The sequence below is a fragment of the Nocardiopsis halophila DSM 44494 genome, assembly GCF_000341245.1.
In the GTDB taxonomy this organism is placed as follows: Bacteria; Actinomycetota; Actinomycetes; order Streptosporangiales; family Streptosporangiaceae; genus Nocardiopsis_A; species Nocardiopsis_A halophila.
The window spans coordinates 1-19239 of sequence record NZ_ANAD01000174.1; the positions used below are offsets into that span (position 1 = coordinate 1).

The 19239-nt window shown below is 73.7% G+C and carries 12 protein-coding genes and 2 pseudogenes; 5 read left to right on the plus strand and 9 right to left on the minus strand.

Going from position 1 to position 19239, the window contains the following annotated elements:
* The 5 genes and pseudogenes from D450_RS0120175 to D450_RS0120190 form a co-directional block, all read right to left on the minus strand.
* A partial coding sequence (locus tag D450_RS0120175) for a VMAP-C domain-containing protein (RefSeq protein WP_026128664.1) occupies positions 1-1498 on the minus strand: 1498 nt, incomplete at its 3' end.
* Positions 1499-2117: 619 nt separating this feature from the next.
* A pseudogene (locus D450_RS32665) lies at positions 2118-2334 on the minus strand (IS110 family transposase); the annotation flags it as partial.
* A gap of 253 nt (positions 2335-2587) precedes the next feature.
* Positions 2588-4045: an aldehyde dehydrogenase gene (locus tag D450_RS0120180; RefSeq protein WP_017540465.1), complete on the minus strand. Its 1458-nt coding sequence runs from the start codon at positions 4043-4045 to the stop codon at positions 2588-2590.
* Positions 4046-4137: 92 nt separating this feature from the next.
* Complete coding sequence (locus tag D450_RS0120185) at positions 4138-5157, minus strand: AraC family transcriptional regulator (RefSeq protein WP_017540466.1); 1020 nt, start codon at positions 5155-5157, stop codon at positions 4138-4140.
* A 556-nt stretch (positions 5158-5713) separates the two neighbouring features.
* Positions 5714-6919: a M14 family zinc carboxypeptidase gene (locus tag D450_RS0120190; protein ID WP_017540467.1), complete on the minus strand. Its 1206-nt coding sequence runs from the start codon at positions 6917-6919 to the stop codon at positions 5714-5716.
* Positions 6920-7236: 317 nt separating this feature from the next.
* Here D450_RS0120190 and dnaE point away from each other — a divergent pair, with 317 nt between their 5' ends.
* From dnaE to D450_RS0120205, 3 genes are all read left to right on the plus strand, one after another.
* A complete protein-coding gene (dnaE, locus tag D450_RS0120195; protein ID WP_017540468.1) occupies positions 7237-10761 on the plus strand; it encodes a DNA polymerase III subunit alpha in 3525 nt (1174 codons plus the stop codon).
* A gap of 271 nt (positions 10762-11032) precedes the next feature.
* Positions 11033-11551: a DUF6879 family protein gene (locus D450_RS0120200; RefSeq protein ID WP_241483225.1), complete on the plus strand. Its 519-nt coding sequence runs from the start codon at positions 11033-11035 to the stop codon at positions 11549-11551.
* 355 nt (positions 11552-11906) lie between these two features.
* Positions 11907-12812, plus strand: coding sequence for a PadR family transcriptional regulator (locus tag D450_RS0120205; RefSeq protein WP_017540470.1), 906 nt, complete (start codon positions 11907-11909; stop codon positions 12810-12812).
* Between the two features lie 101 nt (positions 12813-12913).
* Here the strand turns inward: D450_RS0120205 and D450_RS0120210 are convergent, their stop codons facing one another.
* Positions 12914-13369 (minus strand): mycothiol transferase, encoded by a 456-nt coding sequence (locus tag D450_RS0120210; protein WP_017540471.1) that lies wholly within the window; start codon positions 13367-13369, stop codon positions 12914-12916.
* Between the two features lie 189 nt (positions 13370-13558).
* Here D450_RS0120210 and D450_RS0120215 point away from each other — a divergent pair, with 189 nt between their 5' ends.
* Positions 13559-14218 (plus strand): hypothetical protein, encoded by a 660-nt coding sequence (locus tag D450_RS0120215; RefSeq protein WP_017540472.1) that lies wholly within the window; start codon positions 13559-13561, stop codon positions 14216-14218.
* A gap of 529 nt (positions 14219-14747) precedes the next feature.
* Here D450_RS0120215 and D450_RS0120220 read toward each other — a convergent pair.
* The 3 genes from D450_RS0120220 to D450_RS0120230 all read right to left on the minus strand — a co-directional run bounded on the left by D450_RS0120220 (position 14748) and on the right by D450_RS0120230 (position 17614).
* Entirely contained in the window at positions 14748-15863 is a 1116-nt protein-coding gene (locus D450_RS0120220; RefSeq protein ID WP_017540473.1) for a TIGR04222 domain-containing membrane protein, read from the minus strand.
* Between the two features lie 646 nt (positions 15864-16509).
* Positions 16510-16992: a Cys-tRNA(Pro) deacylase gene (ybaK, locus tag D450_RS0120225; protein ID WP_017540474.1), complete on the minus strand. Its 483-nt coding sequence runs from the start codon at positions 16990-16992 to the stop codon at positions 16510-16512.
* 55 nt (positions 16993-17047) lie between these two features.
* Positions 17048-17614: a ferritin gene (locus tag D450_RS0120230; protein ID WP_017540475.1), complete on the minus strand. Its 567-nt coding sequence runs from the start codon at positions 17612-17614 to the stop codon at positions 17048-17050.
* Between the two features lie 286 nt (positions 17615-17900).
* Here D450_RS0120230 and hisD point away from each other — a divergent pair.
* Positions 17901-19191: pseudogene (gene hisD / locus D450_RS30730) on the plus strand (histidinol dehydrogenase).
* Positions 19192-19239: the final 48 nt, after the last annotated feature.

A 19239-nucleotide genomic window follows, 5' to 3' on the forward strand; every position in this document is an offset into this window, starting at 1 on the left:
GCAGCTCCCGCGCGTCGCCGCCCACCAGCACGCACACGGCGATCGCCGGATCGGCCAGGCGGTCGTGGGCCGGGGCCGTCCCGCCGTGCCGCGCGTCGATGCGCCGCACCCGGCCGTGGCCGCTCCCGGACAGCAGCGCCGCGCGCCGCTCCATCCTCAGCCGGGCCCCGCTCCACTGGCGCGCCTGCAGCCGTTCGAAGCTGTGCAGGACGATTTCGTGGGCCGTGCCCAGACGCTCCCCATAAGGGCTGAGCGGGGTGCGCGTCCGCCAATGCGGGATCGCTCCGGAAATGAGCAGGTCGAAAGGGAGGGTGAAATGCAGCGACAGCGCCGGGGCCTGGGGGCGGCTGTGCTGCTCCAGCAGGCGCTCGGCCTCGGAGATCGCCTCCAGGGCCGCCGGGCGCAGCCGGTCGGCCCCCACCCGGCGCGCCGGGCGCGCGGTCACCGTTCCCGCGGCCCGCAGCCGGGCGCGCAGCTCGTAGCGGCAGGGCGCGCCGCCGCCCGGCCCGGGGACCGGTTCGGCGGTCAGCTCCAGCCGGGCGCCGGAGGGCGGATCCGGGGCCGCCGTGCGCGCCCGGAGCCGCGCCAGCGCCGCGCGCGGCACCTCGGACTCGGGACGGGAGTCGGCATAGGCCCGCAGGACCTCGGCGTCCGCCGCGCCCAGCTTGGCCGCCTCCTCGGTGAACACCACCTCGCGCGGCAGCCCGTCGCCGCCCGGCGCCAGCTCGGCCAGCCGGTCGAAGGCCTCCAGCGCGGTGCCGAAGCGCACGTGCTCCAGCGGGCGCGCGGCGGTCGCCGTGGCATAGGCGGCGGTGACCTCGGCGAACGGCAGGGCGGCCAGTGCGCGCTCCAGCCGCTCGCGCGGGCTGTCGGCCACCAGCGGGGCCAGCGCGGAGACGGCCTCGACCGGGACGACGGCCGCCAGCCGCGCGCCTTCGCCGCCCGGGCCCAGCAGCGCCTGGCCGACGATGCCCATGACCGCGCCCTCCTCCACGTCCAGCACGCCGCAGCCGCTGAAGCCGGGCATGATGCCCATCGGGGTGTCGGGGTCCAGGTCGAGCTGGGCGGTGCCGAACCGCACCCCCGGGCCCACCACCCGGCCGAAGGCGCTCAGCCCGAGGGGGGCCTGGGCGGCGTACAGGGCCGGGTGGCCGCGCACCTGCACCGCGCGGGGGCGGCGGGTGCGCCGGATCCGCTCCATGAAGCCGCGCAGCACCGCCGGCTCGGGCGCGGGGGCGCCGGGCGCGGGGTCGAGCAGCAGCACCGCGGTGTCCCCGGCCGGGTTCCAGGCCCGCGGGTCGACCCGGGCCGTGCGGGGCACGAACCCGCCCGCTCCGGGTACCTCCACGGGCACGGCGGCGTCCGGCGGCGGCGAGGGAGTCCGCCCGGGGCGGCGCTCCAGCGCGGCGTCGACGACGTGGGCGCAGGTGAGGATCCGGCCGCCGGGCACGACGACGCCGCCGCCGGCGACCGCACCGCCGAGGGTGGGGATCCGCACCTGCCACGTGGGGAGGGAGAGCGGGGCGGGGGCAAGGGGGTGAGAAGGAGAAGCCACCGTGGCGCGGTCACTTTCTGCGGTTGTCCGAGGTGTGCGATTCGGTTGGCTCCTTATTGTTCCCGCCGTGGTCGTGAATACGCTATGTAGGGATTCGGCTACCGAAAAATCGCAGGTCGGTGCAGTGAGGGCGGTCGGAGGCGGCCTCCCTGCCGTTACAGAGCGGTTATACAGGAGGGCTCTGAGGGAGGGGGGACCCATTCATCGATTCGCAACCGGAACGGCATACCAGGACGAACCGGGCCGAGCGGCGGGTGCGCCGCCCCGGAACACCGCATTGATCTGGGGGAATGTCCTCGAAGGGGGAGGGAATGCGCACGCGGTCCGTCTGGGCGTCGAGCATGTCCTCGGCGTGAACCCCTCGTGAAACCCGGGTGAACCGTCCCAGGGCCAAGGGGGTGCCGCGGTCCGCTCAGACCGCGTTCGCTGGAGGGCGTGGCGCCCTCGTGCCCGCGACCGCCTTTCGCCGGGCGGCCGAAGGCGGCCCGGGAAGGACCCGCGCTCGGCCGTGCGCGCTCCCCGACCATTCGGAAGTCGCGCGGGGGTGCCTCTATGTTTTTCGTCAAGCCGGGCGGGGTGGCCGGTGTTCGTAGAAGGTGCCGTCGCGCGGCATCGCGGAGAATACGCTGACCCGTTGCCGGGCCAGGCGGAGCAGGGCCGTGGGTGTGGGTCTCGCCCCGTGATCGGCACCTGTCGTCGTAGACGCGGGAGGCCGGATCGTGCAGGGCGGCGAACGCGGAGAGGAACATCGCGCGTTTGAGCCGGCGGTTGCCGGTCCTCTCATCAGCGTCTGTGACGGCACCTCTCGAGCCCGGTGACACCACCCCCCGGGTCATGTCCTCGGGGACTCAGTCATGCCGCGCCCAGAGGTCGGCCGCCCTGTTGCAGGACCACGAAGAACACAACGGGGGGAGGACCCCGGCCGCCGGGCCCGGGCCCGGCGGGGAGCACCGGGCGGCCCCCGCACCTCGGCCGCACGCCGGTCCGTCGCCGGGAAGCCGCCCTCGCGGCGGAGCGGCCCCGGCCCGAATCTCAGCCGAGCGTCACGATCGACTTCCAGCGCAGGTACTCCTCCAGGCCCTCCGGGCCGAACTCGCTGCCGACACCGCTGGCCTTGCGGCCGCCGAACGGGGTGTTGACGTCGATGTTGTAGGCGTTGACGCCGAACGTGCCGGCGCGGACCCTGCGGGCCACCGCCATGCCGCGCTCGGGGTCGGCCGTCCACACCGACCCGGCCAGCCCGTACTCGCTGTCGTCGGCCAGCCGCACCGCCTCGTCGTCGCCGTGCGGCCCCTCCCCGTCGTAGGGGACCACCACCACGACCGGGCCGAAGATCTCCTCGCGCGCGATGCGCATGCCGTTCGCGGCGTCGGCGAAGACCGTCGGCTCCACGTAGAAGCCCTGGTCCCGGCCCCCGCCCGCCGGGCGCCCGCCGCCGGTGGTGATGCGCGCCCCCTCCTCGGCGCCCAGGGCGATGTAGCCCTCGACCCGCTCGCGCTGGCGCTGCGACACCAGGGGCCCGACCTCGGTCTCCGGGTCGGCCGGGTCGCCCACGCGCAGGGCCGCCATGCGCTCGGTGACCGCCTCCACCACCTCGTCGTAGCGCGAGCGGGGGGCCAGGACGCGGGCCTGGGCGATGCACGCCTCGCCGTTGTTGAGCACCGCCGTCAGCGGCAGCATCCCCAGGTAGGCGTCCAGGTCGACGTCGTCCAGCAGCACCGCCGCCGACTTGCCGCCCAGCTCCAGGCTGCACCCCTTGAGGCGCTCGCCGCACAGGGCGCCGATGCGCCGCCCCGCGGCCGTCGAGCCGGTGAAGGCCACGTGGTCCACGTCGGGGTGGGACACCAGGTGCTCGCCGGCCCCGCGGCCGCCCGCCACGATGTTGAGCACCCCGGGCGGCAGGCCCGCCTCCTCGGCCGCCTCGGCGAGCAGGTAGGGGTCCAGCGCCGTCTCCGGGGCCGGTTTGACCACCACCGTGCACCCGGCCAGCAGCGCCGGCGCGACCTTGGCGGCGATCAGGAAGTGCGGAACGTTCCACGGCACGATCGCGGCCGCCACCCCGGCCGGCTCGCGCTCGACGTGGACCGGTCCGAGCATGCCGGGGCGCACCGCGCTCCACTCCACCTGCCCGGCCAGGCCCGCGTAGTAGTCGAGGACGGCGTGGGCCAGCGGCGCCTGGGCCAGGCGCGAGAACGCCAGGGGGCTGCCCATCTCGGCGGTGATGAGCGCGGCCGCCTCCTCGGTGCGCCGCCCGTAGGCCCCGGCCAGCCGCCCGAGCGCCGCGGCCCGCTCGGCGGGGGAGGTCCGCGGCCAGGGGCCGGTGTCGAACGCCCGGCGGGCGGCGCCGACCGCGCGGTCGATGTCGGCGGGCGTCCCGTCCGGGGCCCACCCGACGGTCCTGCCGTCGTGCGGGCCGACCACCTCCAGCACCCCCGTGCCCGCGGGTGCGGTCCACTCTCCCCCGATGTAGAGCCGGTCGTGCGTCGCCATCACGCCTCCCTGAGAATGCAGAACGGGTTTCAGTTTGCATCTCCCGGCGGGGTAAGGCCAGACGGGTTCAGGGGATCGATGAGTGGAACCGGTTACCGCGCCGCGTGCGGTGGCCGCTCCAACCGCCCCGGCGTGGTCCCGGTCCAGCGCCGGAAGGCGTTCAGGAAGGCCGACGGCTCGGTGTAGCCCAGCCGTCCCGCGATCTCCCGCGTCGCCAGGCCCTGGCGGAGCAGCAGCAGTGCGCGGTCCTGCCGCGCCGCGTCCAGCATCCGCCGGAAGGAGTACCCGTGCCCCGACAGGTGGCGCCGGAGCGTGCGCGGGCTGACCGCCAACGCCCGCGCCGCCGACTCCAGGTCGGCGGCGGCCAGATCGGCCTCGATGTGCTCACGGACCCGGGCGACCAGATCGGGCTCGGACAGGCGGCGGGACGGCTCGGCGCGGAGCACGTCGCGGTGCACCCGGGGACGCGGGCCGGACCGGGCCGGCGGGTGCTCCAGGGCGCGGGCGTCCACGACGACCTCGTCCCGGTCCGCGCCGAACTCCGGGACCACCCCCAGCACCCGCAGGTAGGCCTCGGCGTGGTCGGGGTCGCTGTGGCGGGTCCGGACCACGGCCGGAGGCGGGGCCTCCCCGGTGATCCGGCGGGCGAGCAGGGCGAGCCGGGCCAGGTCGCGGTCGAGCGCGAACCGCCGGACCGGCCGCGGCAGGTGCCGGGACCGGGCGCGCAGGGCCACCGTCGCGCCCGCGCGCTCCACGGACCAGGCGCACAGGCCCCATGCCGACGCGGAGGTGCACTCGGCGCGCTCGGCGCGCTCCACCGCCTCGCCGAGGGTGGCGCAGGCGCCCGGGGCCGGCCCCCGGGACCCGTGCCCGGCCGCGTGGAGGCGCTCTCCCACCAGCAGTCCCAGGTCGGGCCGGTGCGGCAGCAGGCGCACCAGGTTCGCCGCGATCGCCGCCTCCTGGGCCGCGGTGGTCTGTGCATCCGGGGCGCCGAGGGCGTCGTGGGCGAGCCCGGTCCCGTCGAGGCAGTCCTCCGCCGCCAGCCCGTATTCCTGCGCGAACTCGATGAGGACGAGCGCCCTGTCGATTCCGAGCGAGGAGGGAGCGTTCATTCGGCACCTTTCTTCGGGCATGACCGTCAGGTCCGCAGGCGAGCCGGTCCTGCGGGCCATGGAGAAGGAAGCGGAATCCGCCGCTCGGATACAGGGCGTTCCCGTCCGGCGCGGGGGCGGCCGTTGAAGCGGTGCGCGGACGGCGGCCGGCCGCGCGGTCACTTTAATACAGAAACGTCGGCGAAGTGGGGAACACGGCGCGGTGCGGGGAAGGGGCTGCAGTGTGCCGGAGGATGTTCCGCCGGGGCTTTCGAACCCGCGGGTTTCCCGTGCCCTCCCATGCCGTTTCGGCGATGTAGCGGAAAATCATCGCCATTTATGAACGGCCGTGCGGCCGAATTGCGTAGGAACGCCGCGGCGAGCGCTGAACGGCCTCGTTCCCGCGCCTTTATGGAGGAGAGGGAGGAGGGCGGAGGAGGAACCGCGCCGGGCCCCGGCGCACGGGAAGGGCCGCACCCCGCCGGTGCGGAGTGCGGCCCTGTGGGCCCGCGGCTCAGGGGCGACGGCAGGCCGTCTCAGGCGCCCCCGAGGCGCCCGGCGCATGCGCGGCGGCGGATCAGCGCGCGGTCGCGGGGATGTCGTCGTAGCGCTCGGGGTCCAGGTTCCGGGCCGACCCGTCGGCGACGCCCTCGACGACCGCGGTCAGGCCGCGCTCCACCGTCGTGACCAGGCGGCCGCGCTGCTTGGAGCCCCAGCTCTGCGTCTGCCCGCGGACCTCGAACAGCACCGTCCCGCTGCCGTTCAGTGCGAACGACGCCAGAGCCGTTCCCGGCAGGTCCTGCTCCTGCGGGTACAGCGTGACGTCGCCGAAGTTCGATTCGCCGTAGGACTGCAGCTCGTCATAGGCGGCCAGGTTCAGCTGGCGCGAGAACTCGTTGTCGTAGACGTCGTCGTACTCGGAGTACTTGCGCTCCCATTCCGGGCTGCCCTGCTCGGGCAGGAAGTTGCCCGACAGGGACAGGTCGACCCAGAACTCCCCGTTCTCATCCTGGTAGCAGGAGCCCTGGTGGTGCAGGTCGATGTAGGCGTCCACCCCGCCCTTCTCCTCGGCCAGGGCGACATAGGCGTCGCGGACCGCCTGCGACTCGGGCTGGACGAACCAGCCGGGGGAGGCCGAGTCGCCGGGCAGGTCGGCCGGGTCGGGGACGTAGTCCAGGTCGGGGTTGAAATCGCGGTTGACGTCGAACCCCGGCCGCTGCGAGTAGTCGTCGCCCTGCAGCTCGCCGGTGTAGTGGTTCCACGAGGGCGGGGCGCCCTCAAGCTGCGGAAAGTCGTCCACCACGTCGGACCAGGAGCGGTCGTTGCCCCGCCGGTCCAGCTCCGAGCCGTCCGGGTTCATCTTCGGCACCGCCACCACGGTGACCTGCTCGCGCAGCTCGCGCGCCTGCTTCGACGGGCCCGAGAGCGACCGGAGCAGGCTCAGGACCGCCTCGGTGCCGGTCTTCTCGTTGCCGTGGATCTCGCTGGCGACCATGACGGTCCGCGGCCCCTCGCCGACGCGGGCCGTCCAGATCTCCCGGCCCCGGCCGGAGCGGCCGGCGACCTCCACCTCCAGCGCGCCCTTGGAGCGCCGCTCCAGGCGCTCCAGCTCGTCCCCGAGCTCGGCGTGGCCGGTCCAGGAGGCGGTTCCGGTGTCCTTGTGCGGGCTGCAGGGGGCGGTGGCCGGCTCGGCGGCGGCCGGTGCGGACAGGGCGGTGAGGGCGCCGCCGGCCAGAGCGGCGGCGGTGAGGACGGCGGGGAACGCGAGGCGCGCGGACGCCATGGGGTCTCCGTTCGCTGGGGGATGTCCAGTCGTCCCATGTTTCTTAACCGTCGGGGGTGCACAGGGTCAAGAGGACCGGAACCGCCGAACCGGGCCGACCGCTCCGCGGGGGCTCCCCGGGCGCCCGCGCACCCGTCTCCGGCCCCGCCCGACCAGGTGGGCGGGGCCCACGGCGCGCCGGCGCGCCGCCGGCCCCGCCGGTGTGGCCGTCCGGACATCCCCGGGCGGCGCGGGAGGCGCCCCGGCACCCGCGTGATGGTCGTAGGCTCAGGAGGCGTCCGCCGTCCCACCGACTCGCATGAGGGGAACCCCGCGCGATGGCCGATCCCTTCGTCCACCTGCACGTCCACACCGAGTACTCGATGCTGGACGGTGCGGCGAAGCTGAAGAACCTCTTCGAGGTCGCCCGGCAGGAGAAGATGCCCGCGGTCGCCATGACCGACCACGGGAACATGCACGGCGCCTACGACTTCTACACCCAGGCGCGGGCGGCGGGGATCACCCCGGTGATCGGCGTGGAGGCCTACGTCGCTCCGGAGTCGCGGTACCACAAGAAGCCGGTCCGCTGGGGCGACCCCAGCCAGAAGAGCGACGACGTCTCCGGTGGCGGCGCCTTCAACCACATGACCATGTGGGCGCAGAACAAGCAGGGGCTGCACAACCTCTTCAAGCTCAACTCCCGGGCCTCCACCGAGGGCTTCTTCCGCAAGCCCCGCATGGACAAGGAGCTCATCTCCGAGCACGCCTCCGGGATCATCGCGACCACCGGCTGCCCCTCCGGCGCGGTGCAGACCCGCCTGCGGCTGGGCCAGTTCGACGAGGCCCTCCAGGTCGCCTCGGACTACCGGGACATCTTCGGCAAGGAGAACTTCTTCGTCGAGCTCATGGACCACGGCCTCGACATCGAGCGCCGGGTCCGCGAGGGCCTGCTGACCATCGCCAAGCAGCTGGACCTGCGGTTCGTGGTCACCAACGACTCGCACTACACCTACGAGAGCGAGCGCGACGCCCACGACGCGCTGCTGTGCATCCAGACCGGCTCCAAGCTCTCCGACGAGAACCGGTTCCGGTTCGGCGGGTCCGGCTACTATCTGAAGACCGCCGAGCAGATGCGTGCGATCGACACCTCCGACGCCTGGCTGGAGGGGTGCCGCAACACCCTGGCCATCGCCGAGATGGTCGACACCACGGGGATGTTCGACTACTACGACCTCATGCCCAAGCTCCCCTGGCCCGAGGGCGAGACCGAGGAGAGCTTCTTCCGCAAGGAGGTCATGCAGGGCCTGGAGCGGCGCTTCCCCCAGGGCATCCCCGACGGCTACGTCGAGCAGGCCGAGTACGAGATCGACGTCATCATCCAGAAGCGCTACCCCTCCTACTTCCTGGTGGTCGCCGACTTCATCAACTGGGCCAAGGAGAACGGCATCGCCGTGGGCCCGGGCCGGGGCTCGGCCGCGGGGTCGCTGCTCGCCTACGCACTGGGCATCACCGACCTCGACCCCATCCCGCACAGCCTGATCTTCGAGCGGTTCCTCAACCCCGAGCGCGAGTCCCCGCCCGACATCGACATCGACTTCGACGAGCGCCGGCGCGGCGACGTCATCCGGTACGTCACCGAGAAGTACGGCGAGGACAAGGTCGCCATGATCGCGACCTTCGGCACGATTAAGGCCAAGGCCGCTATCAAGGACGCCTCGCGTGTCCTGGGCTTCCCCTACGCCCTGGGCGACCGGGTCTCCAAGGCGTTCCCGCCGGCCGTCATGGGCAAGGACATCCCGCTGACCGGGATCTTCGACGAGAGCCACGGCCGCTACAACGAGGCCGGCGAGCTGCGCAAGCTCTACGAGGAGGACGTCGAGGTCAAGCAGGTCATGGACCTGGCGCAGGGCCTGGAGGGGCTGATCCGCCAGACCGGCGTGCACGCCGCGGGCGTCATCATGAGCTCGGAGACCATCACCGACCACATCCCGGTCATGATGCGCGACTCCGACGGGGTCATCATCACGCAGTTCGACTACCCGACCTGCGAGACGCTCGGCCTGATGAAGATGGACTTCCTCGGGCTGCGCAACCTGACCATCATGGACGACTGCATCAAGAACATCGAGGCCAACCGGGGGGAGAGGGTCGAGCTGCTCGACCTGACCCTGGACGACCCGGCCACCTTCGAACTGCTGCAGCGCGGCGACACCCTGGCGGTCTTCCAGTTCGACGGCGGCCCGATGCGGGCGCTGCTGCGGCAGATGAAGCCCGACCACTTCGAGGACATCTCCGCCGTCGGCGCCCTGTACCGTCCCGGCCCCATGGGCGCCAACTCCCACATCAACTACGCCCTGCGCAAGAACGGCCAGCAGGAGATCACCCCGATCCACCCCGAGCTCGCCGACGCCCTGGAGGAGATCCTGGGCACGACCTACGGCCTGATCGTGTATCAGGAGCAGGTCATGCAGATCGCGCAGAAGCTCGCCGGGTACACGCTGGGCGAAGCGGACCTGCTCCGACGCGCCATGGGCAAGAAGAAGAAGGAGGTCCTCGACCGGGAGTTCAAGCCGTTCAGCGAGGGCATGAAGAAGAACGGCTACTCCGACGAGGCGATCAAGACCCTGTGGGACATCCTCGTCCCGTTCTCCGACTACGCCTTCAACAAGGCCCACTCGGCCGCCTACGGCCTGGTCTCCTACTGGACCGCCTACCTCAAGGCGAACTACCCGGCCGAGTACATGGCGGCCGTGCTCACCTCCGTCGGCGACGACAAGGACAAGAGCGCGCTCTACCTGAACGAGTGCCGCCGCATGGGCATCAACGTGCTGCCGCCGGACGTCAACGAGTCCGACGCCACGTTCACCCCGCGCGGCAAGGAGGAGATCCGCTTCGGCCTGTCGGCCGTGCGCAACGTGGGCACCAACGTCGTCGAGGGCATCGTCAAGGCGCGCCGGGAGAAGGGGCGCTTCACCTCCTTCGCCGACTTCCTGGACAAGGTGCCCCAGCAGGTCTGCAACAAGCGCGTGGTCGAGTCGCTGATCAAGGCCGGCGGGTTCGACGAGTTCAGGGAGCCGCGCAAGGGCCTGGTGCTGGTGCACGAGCAGGCCATCGACGCCATCATCGGGCACAAGCGTGCCGAGGCAGCCGGCCAGGACTCGCTGTTCGGCGGAATCGCCGAGCCGGAGTCGGGCATCCAGGTGGTGCCGGACATCCCCGAGGGGGAGTGGGACAAGACCACGCTGCTGGCGTTCGAGCGGGAGATGCTGGGCCTGTACGTCTCCGACCACCCGCTGCTGGGGCTGGAGCACCTGCTGGCCTCCAACGCCGACTGCTCGGTGGCGGACCTGGCCGACCGGCCCGACGGGAGCACGGTGACCGTGGGCGGGCTGCTGTCCGGGCTCACCCGCAAGATCACCAAGCAGGGCAACAGCTGGGCCATGGCGCAGCTGGAGGACCTGGGCGGCGCCGTCGACTGCATGATCTTCCCGAACACCTACCAACTGTGCTCGCACGTGCTGGCCGAGGACGCGGTGCTGTTCATCAAGGGGCGGCTCGACCGGCGCGAGGACGTGCCCAAGCTGATCGCGATGGAGGTCATCCAGCCGGACCTGTCGCAGGTGGGCAAGGAGCAGCCGGTGGTGGTGTCGATGCCGATCTCCCGGGTGGAGAAGGGCACGATCACCGAGTTCCGCGACATCCTGTCCCGCAACAAGGGCCAGACCCAGGTGCACCTGCAGGTGCACAACGGGCCCCGCACCACGGTCTTCGCCCTCGACGAGGCGCTGCGGGTGAGCCCGTCGCCCGAGCTGATGGGCGAGCTGAAGGCGCTGCTGGGCTCCAACTGCCTCGGCGGGGTCTGAGGCGGGGCCGACCCGCGTCCCGGGCCCCTGCAGGCGACCCCGCGCCGCCGGGCCCGCACCGCCCGTCCACGGACGGCGGTGCGGGCCCGGCGGCCTTTTCGTGCTCGCCCGCCTCGGAGCACCGGAAGGCCTCACCGAACGGCCGGACGGCGGCGGGCACCGGCCCCCTCGCGCCGGCGCCGCCCTTGACCGGCCACACGCGAGCGCTCAGGATCAGGGCAATCCGAGCGTGAAGGGGCGGTCTCGTCGGGAACGCCCCGAGAGGACCTGCATGCCTGTAGAAGCGGCGTCGACGTTCCGCAGGCTCATCTCCATGACGAGGGGGGCGGCCTTCCACCTGGACCAGCACGGCGCCCATCTCCCCGGCGACCTGGCCTTCTCCTCCTGGAAGACCCGGCTTCCCCTGGCGGAGGACGGCCACGGCTGGCGCCGCCTGGTGCGGAGCAGCACCGCCCGCGGCGTCAGCTTCCGGCGCGTCCGCGTGGTGTCCGAGCCGCTGGCGCCCTCCATCGTCTACGCCTACGCCGTGACCGAGCAGCTCAACGCCGCGGCCGGGCTGGAGGTGCGGTGGCTGCCCCGCCCCCGGGCCGCCGGGCTCGTGTTCCCGCGCCTGGACTGCTGGATCTTCGACGACCGGGCGGCGCTCCTGTACCACTTCGACGCCTTCGGGGAGATCGAGCGCGCGGAGGTCACGTTCGTCCCCGGGCCGATCGACTACTACCGGCTGCTGTTCGCGGCGGCCTGGGACCGCGCGGTCCCGCACCAGGAGTACCGCCCCGGGGCCTGGTGACACGGACGCGCGGCGCGTAGCGCGAGGGGAGGGGCGGGGCCTGCGCCGCTGCCGGGGGCTCCGTGCGCGAGGTGCCTCCGAGGGGCGGGGCGATCACGGCGGGCGGCGTCCGGATGTTCGGCGTCGCCCGAGGCCGGCTCTCGGCGGCCCCGGTACCGCGGCCCCGGGAACGGCCTTCCGGCCCCCCGCCGCCCTCACCAGGAACCGGCCTTCGGCGCCGTCTGTGTCGTGACGTGCATCACATGTACTTGCTTGGCGATCGATACCGATATATCGTTAACGATCAAGATAGAAGATCACCTATCGGGACCGATCGCCGGATTCGCGGAGGCGGTCCCGGAGCGAGGAGGACACCATGACCGCGATGGCGATGCCGTGGCCCTGGGGCGGCGGCGGAGAAGAGGACCGGCCCGGCGCCGATTCCGGGCGCGAGCGCCTGCGGCGCTTCAAGGAGGCCGCGGCGCGGGGCTCCGGCCCCGCGGTGCTCAAGCACTGGATGCAGAGGGGAGGGCGCGGCGGGCCGCACGGCCACCACCACGGCGGGCCCCATGGCCACGGCCGCGAGTGGCACGGATGGCGTCCACCCGAGGGGCCGTTCGCGGCGGGCCCCGGCGGGCAGGTTCCGCCGGTGCCCCCCGGCGGACAGGTCCCGCCGATGTCTCCCGCCGGCCCGTGGGGGCCGCCGCCCTTCGGCTTCGGGGGCCCCGGCGGACCGGGCGGTCCCGGCGGGCCGTTCGGCGGCCGCGGCGGACGGCGCGGCCAGCGGGCGCGCCGGGGCGACGTGCGCACCGGCATCCTGCTGCTGCTGGCCGAGGGCCCGCTCAGCGGGTACGAGATCATCCGCGAGGGCAAGGAGCGCAGCTCCGGAGTCTGGCGGCCCAGTCCCGGGTCGGTGTACCCGATGCTCCAGCAGCTGGAGGACGAGGGCCTGGTCCGCCCGGCCGCGTCCGAGGGGGGCGGCCGCCGGCGCCCCTACGAGCTCACCGAGGAAGGGCGCGCCTACGTCGACGAGCGCGCGGACGGGCTGACCCCGCCGTGGCAGGCGGCGGCGGAGGAGTTCGAGGACGCGCACTCGGGCCAGATGGAGGTGCAGGCTCTGGCCTACCAGCTGGCGGCCGCCGCCGCCCAGGTGGCGCAGGTCGGCACCCCCGGACAGCAGGAGCGGGCCAAGCGCATGCTCACGGAGACCCGCAGGGAGCTCTACCGCCTCCTGGCCGAGGACGAGGCGGCCGGCTCGGACGACGGCGACGCCGAGGAGTAGCCGGGACCGACGCCCTTTCCGCCCCCGCCCGGTGCACCGGGCGGGGGCGGTGCCGTGCCGCCTGAGAGGGGGTGCGGGGTCGGAAGGGGGCGCTCTGCGGTTCAGGCGGCGGCCATTCGATGGAGCAGGTCCAACCGTCCGGAGTGGGAGGCGGTCTCTTCGAGCATGTGGATCAGCACCCACCGCAGCGTCACCGGGGGTTCGCCCACACGGGACCGGCGGGCGCCCGATCGCGGTTCCAAGCGTGCGGTGATCCTTCGTGAGCGTTCGCATTGCAGGTCGTAGGCGGCCAAGAGGTCGGCGAGGTCCGGCTCCGGCCCGTGGTGCGGATCGGAGCCTGGGGCGGTGCCCTGGAGCGGGTCGGGCTCGCGCTCGGGCCGACCGAGGAGCACCGCCTCGAACCAGTGGTGCTCCGCCCAGGTCAGGTGCGCCACGACCCCGCGCGGCGAGAGCAGCGGAGCGCCGGGGACCGGGGCGGCGGCGGAGCCGGTGGGGGACAGTCCGGAGCAGGAGCGGCGCACCGATGCGCGCCGGCGGTCGAGGAAGGCACTGAGCATCGTGGTCTCGTCCGCCCACACCGGGGGAGGCGCCGGTCGGCACCCCCATTGGCCGGCGAGCGCGGGTCCACGGTCGCGTGGCGTGTCCATGCGCTCATTGTCACCGCCGCCCTCGGGGCCGACCACTGGTTTTCCGGGCCCCCGGGCGGGATAGATTCGTGTGAGCGGAAAACGGAAGGGGGCGCCCCGATGGTTCGTGGGCGATGGGCCGCGGGCGGCGCGGTCCTCGGGGCGGTCGCGGCGCTCGGGGTCCCGCTGGGCCTGCTGTGGTGGTGGCTGGCCCCGCGGCCCGAGGTCACCGTCGGCGCCGACGGCCGACCTCTGCCCTACCCCCTGGGCGAGGCCGCGTTCTCGGTTCAGGGCCACTACGCGGTCATCGCCGCCGGGGCAGGGATCGCCACCGGGTACTGCGCCTACCTCGTCCAATACCGCCTGGCCCGCCGACGCGCGGAACAGGGGAGACCCCCGCTCGACATGCGCATGGCGTGCCTGCTGGGCCTGGCCGCCGGGGCGGTGCTCGGTGCCGTGCTGGTGTGGCGCACCGGCGTCCTGCTGGAAGGCGATGCCTTCGCGGAGGCGCTGGCCGCGGCCGCTCCCGGAGACGTCATCACCGACCGGCTCCGCCTGGACGCCACGGCGGCGCTGGTCGTCTGGCCGTTCGTCGCGGTGCTGCAGTACGGCCTGTTCGACGCCGTGAGCACCTGGCGGGGCGATGTCCCGGCCGTGTCCGCCGCCGCAGCCGAATCCGACACCGACGCTGACACCGACCCCGACGGCGGGCCCGGTACCGAGTCCGGCAGCGATTCCGGGGAAAAGCCCGCTTCTGCGACCGAGACGGCCGCGTCCTAGTCTCCTGAGTCTCTCGGACCGCCGGGGAACGCCGGCGGTCTGCGGCGGCGAAGGCGTGGACGCCGGTGCAACCGTCAGGATCGGCGCGGTCCCGCGGCCGGAGCGTGCCCCGTCGTCCGGACGGACACGGAGTCCGCCCGGACGTGCTCTTCGCCGTGTGCGCAGTGGTCGCAGCGGTATCTCACCAACGATCGAGGGTCGGCGCCGACCTCATGGACGGGCCCGGTTCCCTCCCGTGGGGCGCAGAGGACCGCCGTGGTCGGGCGGCGCCGGCGCGGCCCGCAGACCGGATGGTCCGTACGGCGCGGGACACCGCTTCGGTGCAGCCGGTTCCGCCGCACGTCCGAGAAGCGGTGTTTCGGAGGTGAGGCCGGACTCGGCGGCCGGGACGGCCGCGTCCGCTTGTGCTGAGCCTGTACGCCGGTGTTTCACGGCGAGGGGGAGGGCGTCGTCGGGATCGCCCGGGGCAGGGTGCAGGGGGGGCATCATCGTCCGGCCGTCCCCTGCGGCGCCGTCACCAGCGGCACCGTCACCAGCGGCGGTGGCGCTCCACCTGCGGTGCGTCGCCGTCGCCGCGCCAGGTCCCGCTGCCGCCGTCGCCCGCGAAGTCGCCGCCCAGCCCGGTGTCCGCGCGCCCGAGTCCGCGCCCGCAGGCCGCCGCGAAGGAGCGGACCAGGGCCTCCTCGCGGGCGCCGCCCGGCGCCGCTCCCCGTTCGCCCTCCCGACGCCGCAGCTCGGGGAAGCCGACCAGCGCCGTCGTGCGCAGCGCCCCGGCGGCACCGGGGCCCGGCCCCGCCTCGCGGGCCTCGGCCAGCAGCGCGTCCCCCGCGAGCGTGCGCGGCCCCAGCCGCCCACCGGTGGCCCGGTACACCCAGTGCACCCCGAACCAGCACGCGTAGAGCAGCGGGGCGGCGAAGGCCGCCCGCGGCAGAGGGGCCGCGACCAGGGCGACGGCGGCCGCCGCCGCCCCGCACGCCACGGCCCCGGGCAGCCCGCCCAGCAGCCGCCGCGCCACGTGCAGCAGGAAGGGGTAGGCCATCAGCAGCAGGGCGAAGACCGCCGGGGCCGCGGGGTGCACGGGGGAGTCTCCCGGCCGCATGCCCGCCAGCAGCAGCACCGCGCCCAGGACCGCCGCGCCCGTGCCGGCGGCGGCGTGCGCGGCCCATGCCGCGCGGCGCAGGCGCCGGACCCGGCGCAGGCGGGCCGGGTCGAAGAACAGGCCGAGGCGGCGGAGCCGCCACAGCACCGCGGTGGCCGCGTCCCCGAGGGTGACCGACTCGATGAGGCGCTCGGCCGGCAGGCACCGGCCGGGCTCCAGGGAGGCCTCCATGAGCCGTCCGAACGGCGACGGGGGGCGGGGGAGCGGCGGGGCGCCGCAAGGGGGCTGCTCCGGGGCCGAGACCGCGCCGTTCCCGCGCGCGATCACCCGGCCCGACAGGTACAGCCCGGCAAGGGCGACCTCGCCCATGCGCGTCCGGCCTCCGGCGAGCATGCCGAGGTCCGCGGGGTCGAGGTCGTCGGCGCCGACGGCGGGGAACCGGGGGCCCGAGGTGCGGGCGCGGGCGTAGCCCCAGCGGGAGAGCAGCAGGCAGAGCGCGATCAGCACGTGGGTGATGACCGTGCCGAGCACGACCGCCGGGACCATCGTGCCTCCCTGACGCGTCCCACCTTCAGATGTGATGCAGACCACGGTAAGTCGGAGGCGGTCCGGTGAAAAGTACCTAGCACTAGGTAACACGCGTCGGGGCAGGGCAAGGGCGTTCGGGCGACGAACAGGGCAGGGCGGCACGCGGCGGTGAGGACGCCGTGCACCGCGCACGGCAGTCGTGCCGAAGGGGCGCCGGCATGCCTGGAGGCGTGATGGCGCGGGCGGCCGGGGCGCTCGGCCATGCGGTCTCGACCTGGCCGCGGTAACGGCGGGCCCGTTCGCCGGCGTCCGTTCAGGGGAGGAGGCGGGCCTGCGCTCGGGACGGGACCTGGAGCGTCGGTGGCGATGTCGCCTCAACACCGGCCCCAGAGGGATCTCTTCACTGTGCAGGGGCGCTGGCCGGGGCATGTTCCTGTCGGCGCGCCGGTGATGAACGCCCGATCGCCCGGTCGCGCCGGAGCCCGGCGCAGGGGGAGCGGCGCCGGGAGAGCAGCGCCGCCCGCGTCGGTACGTGCATGGAGGTACCCCGGCGTACCCCCGGGCAGGGCCCTGGGGCCTCCGGGGTTCGCGTCCCCGCATGTCGTGCATGCCGAAGGCGGCGACCGTCGTCGGCCGCCGCCTTGAGCCTGAGGCCCTTACCGCCCTAATAGGCGGCGATGGGACCCGTCTTCGCCTGAGTGAGGCTCACCAGGTCCTCAGGAGAGAGCTCCATCTGCAGGCCGCGCCGGCCCGCCGAGACGTACACCGTCGCGTGGTCGCCCGCCGAGGAGTCCACCACCGTGGGCAGCCTCTTGCGCTGGCCCAGCGGGCTGATGCCCCCGCGCACGTAGCCCGTGGCCCGCTCGGCGGCCTTCGGGTCGGCCATCACGGCCTTCTTTCCGCCGACCGCCGCGGCCAGCGCCTTGAGGTCCAGCGTCGCCGCGACCGGGACCACACCCACCGTCAATGCCCCGTCGACCTCCGCCACCAGCGTCTTGAACACGCGCTCGCGCGGGACGCCGAGGGCGTCGGCGGCCTCCTCGCCGTAGGAGGAGGCGCCGTCGCCCGACGCCTCATACGTGTGCAGGGCGCTCTGGATCTTCGCCCGGCCCGCAGCGACCGTGGCCGGGGTCCCCTTTCCGCTCACCCGGACAGCCTAGTGCCGCCGCCTGCGGGCGGCGGCGGGAAGGGGGCGTGCCCCCTCAGACCGTCAGCGCCGGACCCGCGGTCTCCGGGGCGTCGCCGTCGCCCGCCTCGTCGGGCATCTCGCGCGCCAGCCAGGTCTCCACCTCGAACATCGACCCGCCCGCGGCGCGGTCCAGCACCGCCAGGATGGTCGACATCTTGTGCTCCTCCTCGACCTGCTCCTTGAGGAACCACTGGAGGAACTGCTCGCCGGTGTAGTCGTTCTCCTCGCGGGCCACCCGCTGCAGGACGTGGAACTGCTCGGTCACGCGCTGCTCCTGGGCCAGGGCCAGGGCCACCAGGTCCCGCGGCGCGTCGAAATCGTTCTGGATTTCGTCGACACGCGGGATGGAGGTGGGAACGTCCCGGTCGAGCAGGTAGCGCACGATCATCATCGCGTGGTCGCGCTCCTCCAGCGACTGGCGGTAGAAGATCCGCGCCAGCTGGGGCAGGTGGCGGTCGTCGAACCAGGCGGCCAGCGCCACGTACTGGTGCGAGGCCGTGAACTCGTGCCGCACCTGGTCCAGCAGGAGGCGGTGGAACTTGGAAAGGCCGTGCTCGGTGGTATGAGGTGTCGAAGCCATGCCTTCACAATAGCGCCTCCGAAAACCTGAGTCGATTAATGGCGCGGCAATTTGTGTCACGTAGGCAAGCCTTTCTTGCAATCAATTAGGTTAGCCCTCCCAAAGTTAGGCCAGGCTCATTGATCCCTTTTATGGTGAGGCTTGCCTGAACGGTGGCGAAGCGGGTGGGGCGGACGAAAAGGGGGCGCGGGCGCCGCCCGGGGCGCATCCCCGGGTGACCGCGGTCACCCCGTGCGGCCAGGGATCTCCTGGGGCGTGCGGGGCCCCCGCCCCCTAGAATGGGGCCGTGATCTCCCGAATCGACCTTCGAGGCACCCCCGGTGACCCGCGCGACCTGCTGCCGCGCGCCGAGACCGACGTCGAGGCGGCTGTGGACAAGGTCCGCCCCATCGTCGAGGACGTGCGGCATCGCGGCACCGAGGCGCTGATCGAGCTCGCCGAGCGCTTCGACGGGGTCCGCCTCACCGGGATCAAGGTCCCCGAAGAGGAGATCACCGCGGCGCTGGACACCCTCGACCCCGCGGTCCGCGCCGCCCTGGAGGAGTCCATCCGGCGCGCCCGCCTGGTCCACCGCGACCAGCGGCGCACCGACACCACCACCCGTGTGGCCCCCGGCGGCACCGTCACCGAGCGCTGGGTCCCGGTCGGCCGGGTCGGGCTCTACGCGCCGGGCGGCCGCGCGGTCTACCCCTCCAGCGTCGTGATGAACGTCGTGCCCGCCCAGGAGGCGGGCGTCGCCTCGCTGGCCGTGGCCTCCCCGCCGCAGGCCGAGTTCGGCGGCCTGCCGCACCCGACCGTGCTTGCCGCCTGCGCCCTGCTCGGCGTGGACGAGGTCTACGCGGCGGGCGGAGCCCAGGCCGTGGCCATGTTCGCCTACGGCGCCGGCGAGTGCGCCCGCGCCGACATGGTCACCGGCCCCGGCAACATCTGGGTGGCCGCCGCCAAGCGCATGCTCAAGGGCACCATCGGCATCGACGCCGAGGCCGGGCCCACCGAGATCGCCGTCCTGGCCGACGACACCGCCGACCCCGGCTACGTCGCCGCCGACCTGATCAGCCAGGCCGAGCACGACACCGTCGCCGCCTCGGTCCTGGTCACCCCCTCCACCGCGCTCGCCGACCGGGTCGAGGCCGAGCTGGAGCACCGGGTGGCCGCCACCAAGCACTCCGAGCGCATCCGCGAGGCGCTCGGCGGTCCCCAGTCCGGCATCGTCCTGGTCGACGACGTCGAGCACGGCCTGCGCGTGGTCGACGCCTACGCCGCCGAGCACCTGGAGATCATGGTCCGCGACCCGCGCGCCACCGCCGACCGGGTCCGCAACGCCGGCGCCGTCTTCGTCGGCCCCCACGCACCGGTGTCCCTGGGCGACTACCTCGCCGGGTCCAACCACGTGCTGCCCACCGGCGGGGGGGCCCGCCACTCCNGTGCAGACCTTCCTGCGCGGCATCCACGTGGTCGACTACGACCGCGACGCCCTGGCCGAGGTCGCCGGGCACGTCGTCGCCCTCTCCGAGGCCGAGGACCTGCCCGCGCACGGCGAGGCCGTGACCGCGCGCGTCGGCCGCACCGGCGCCTGAGGCGCCCCGGACCACCACCGCACCACCGCACCACCGCACCACCGCACC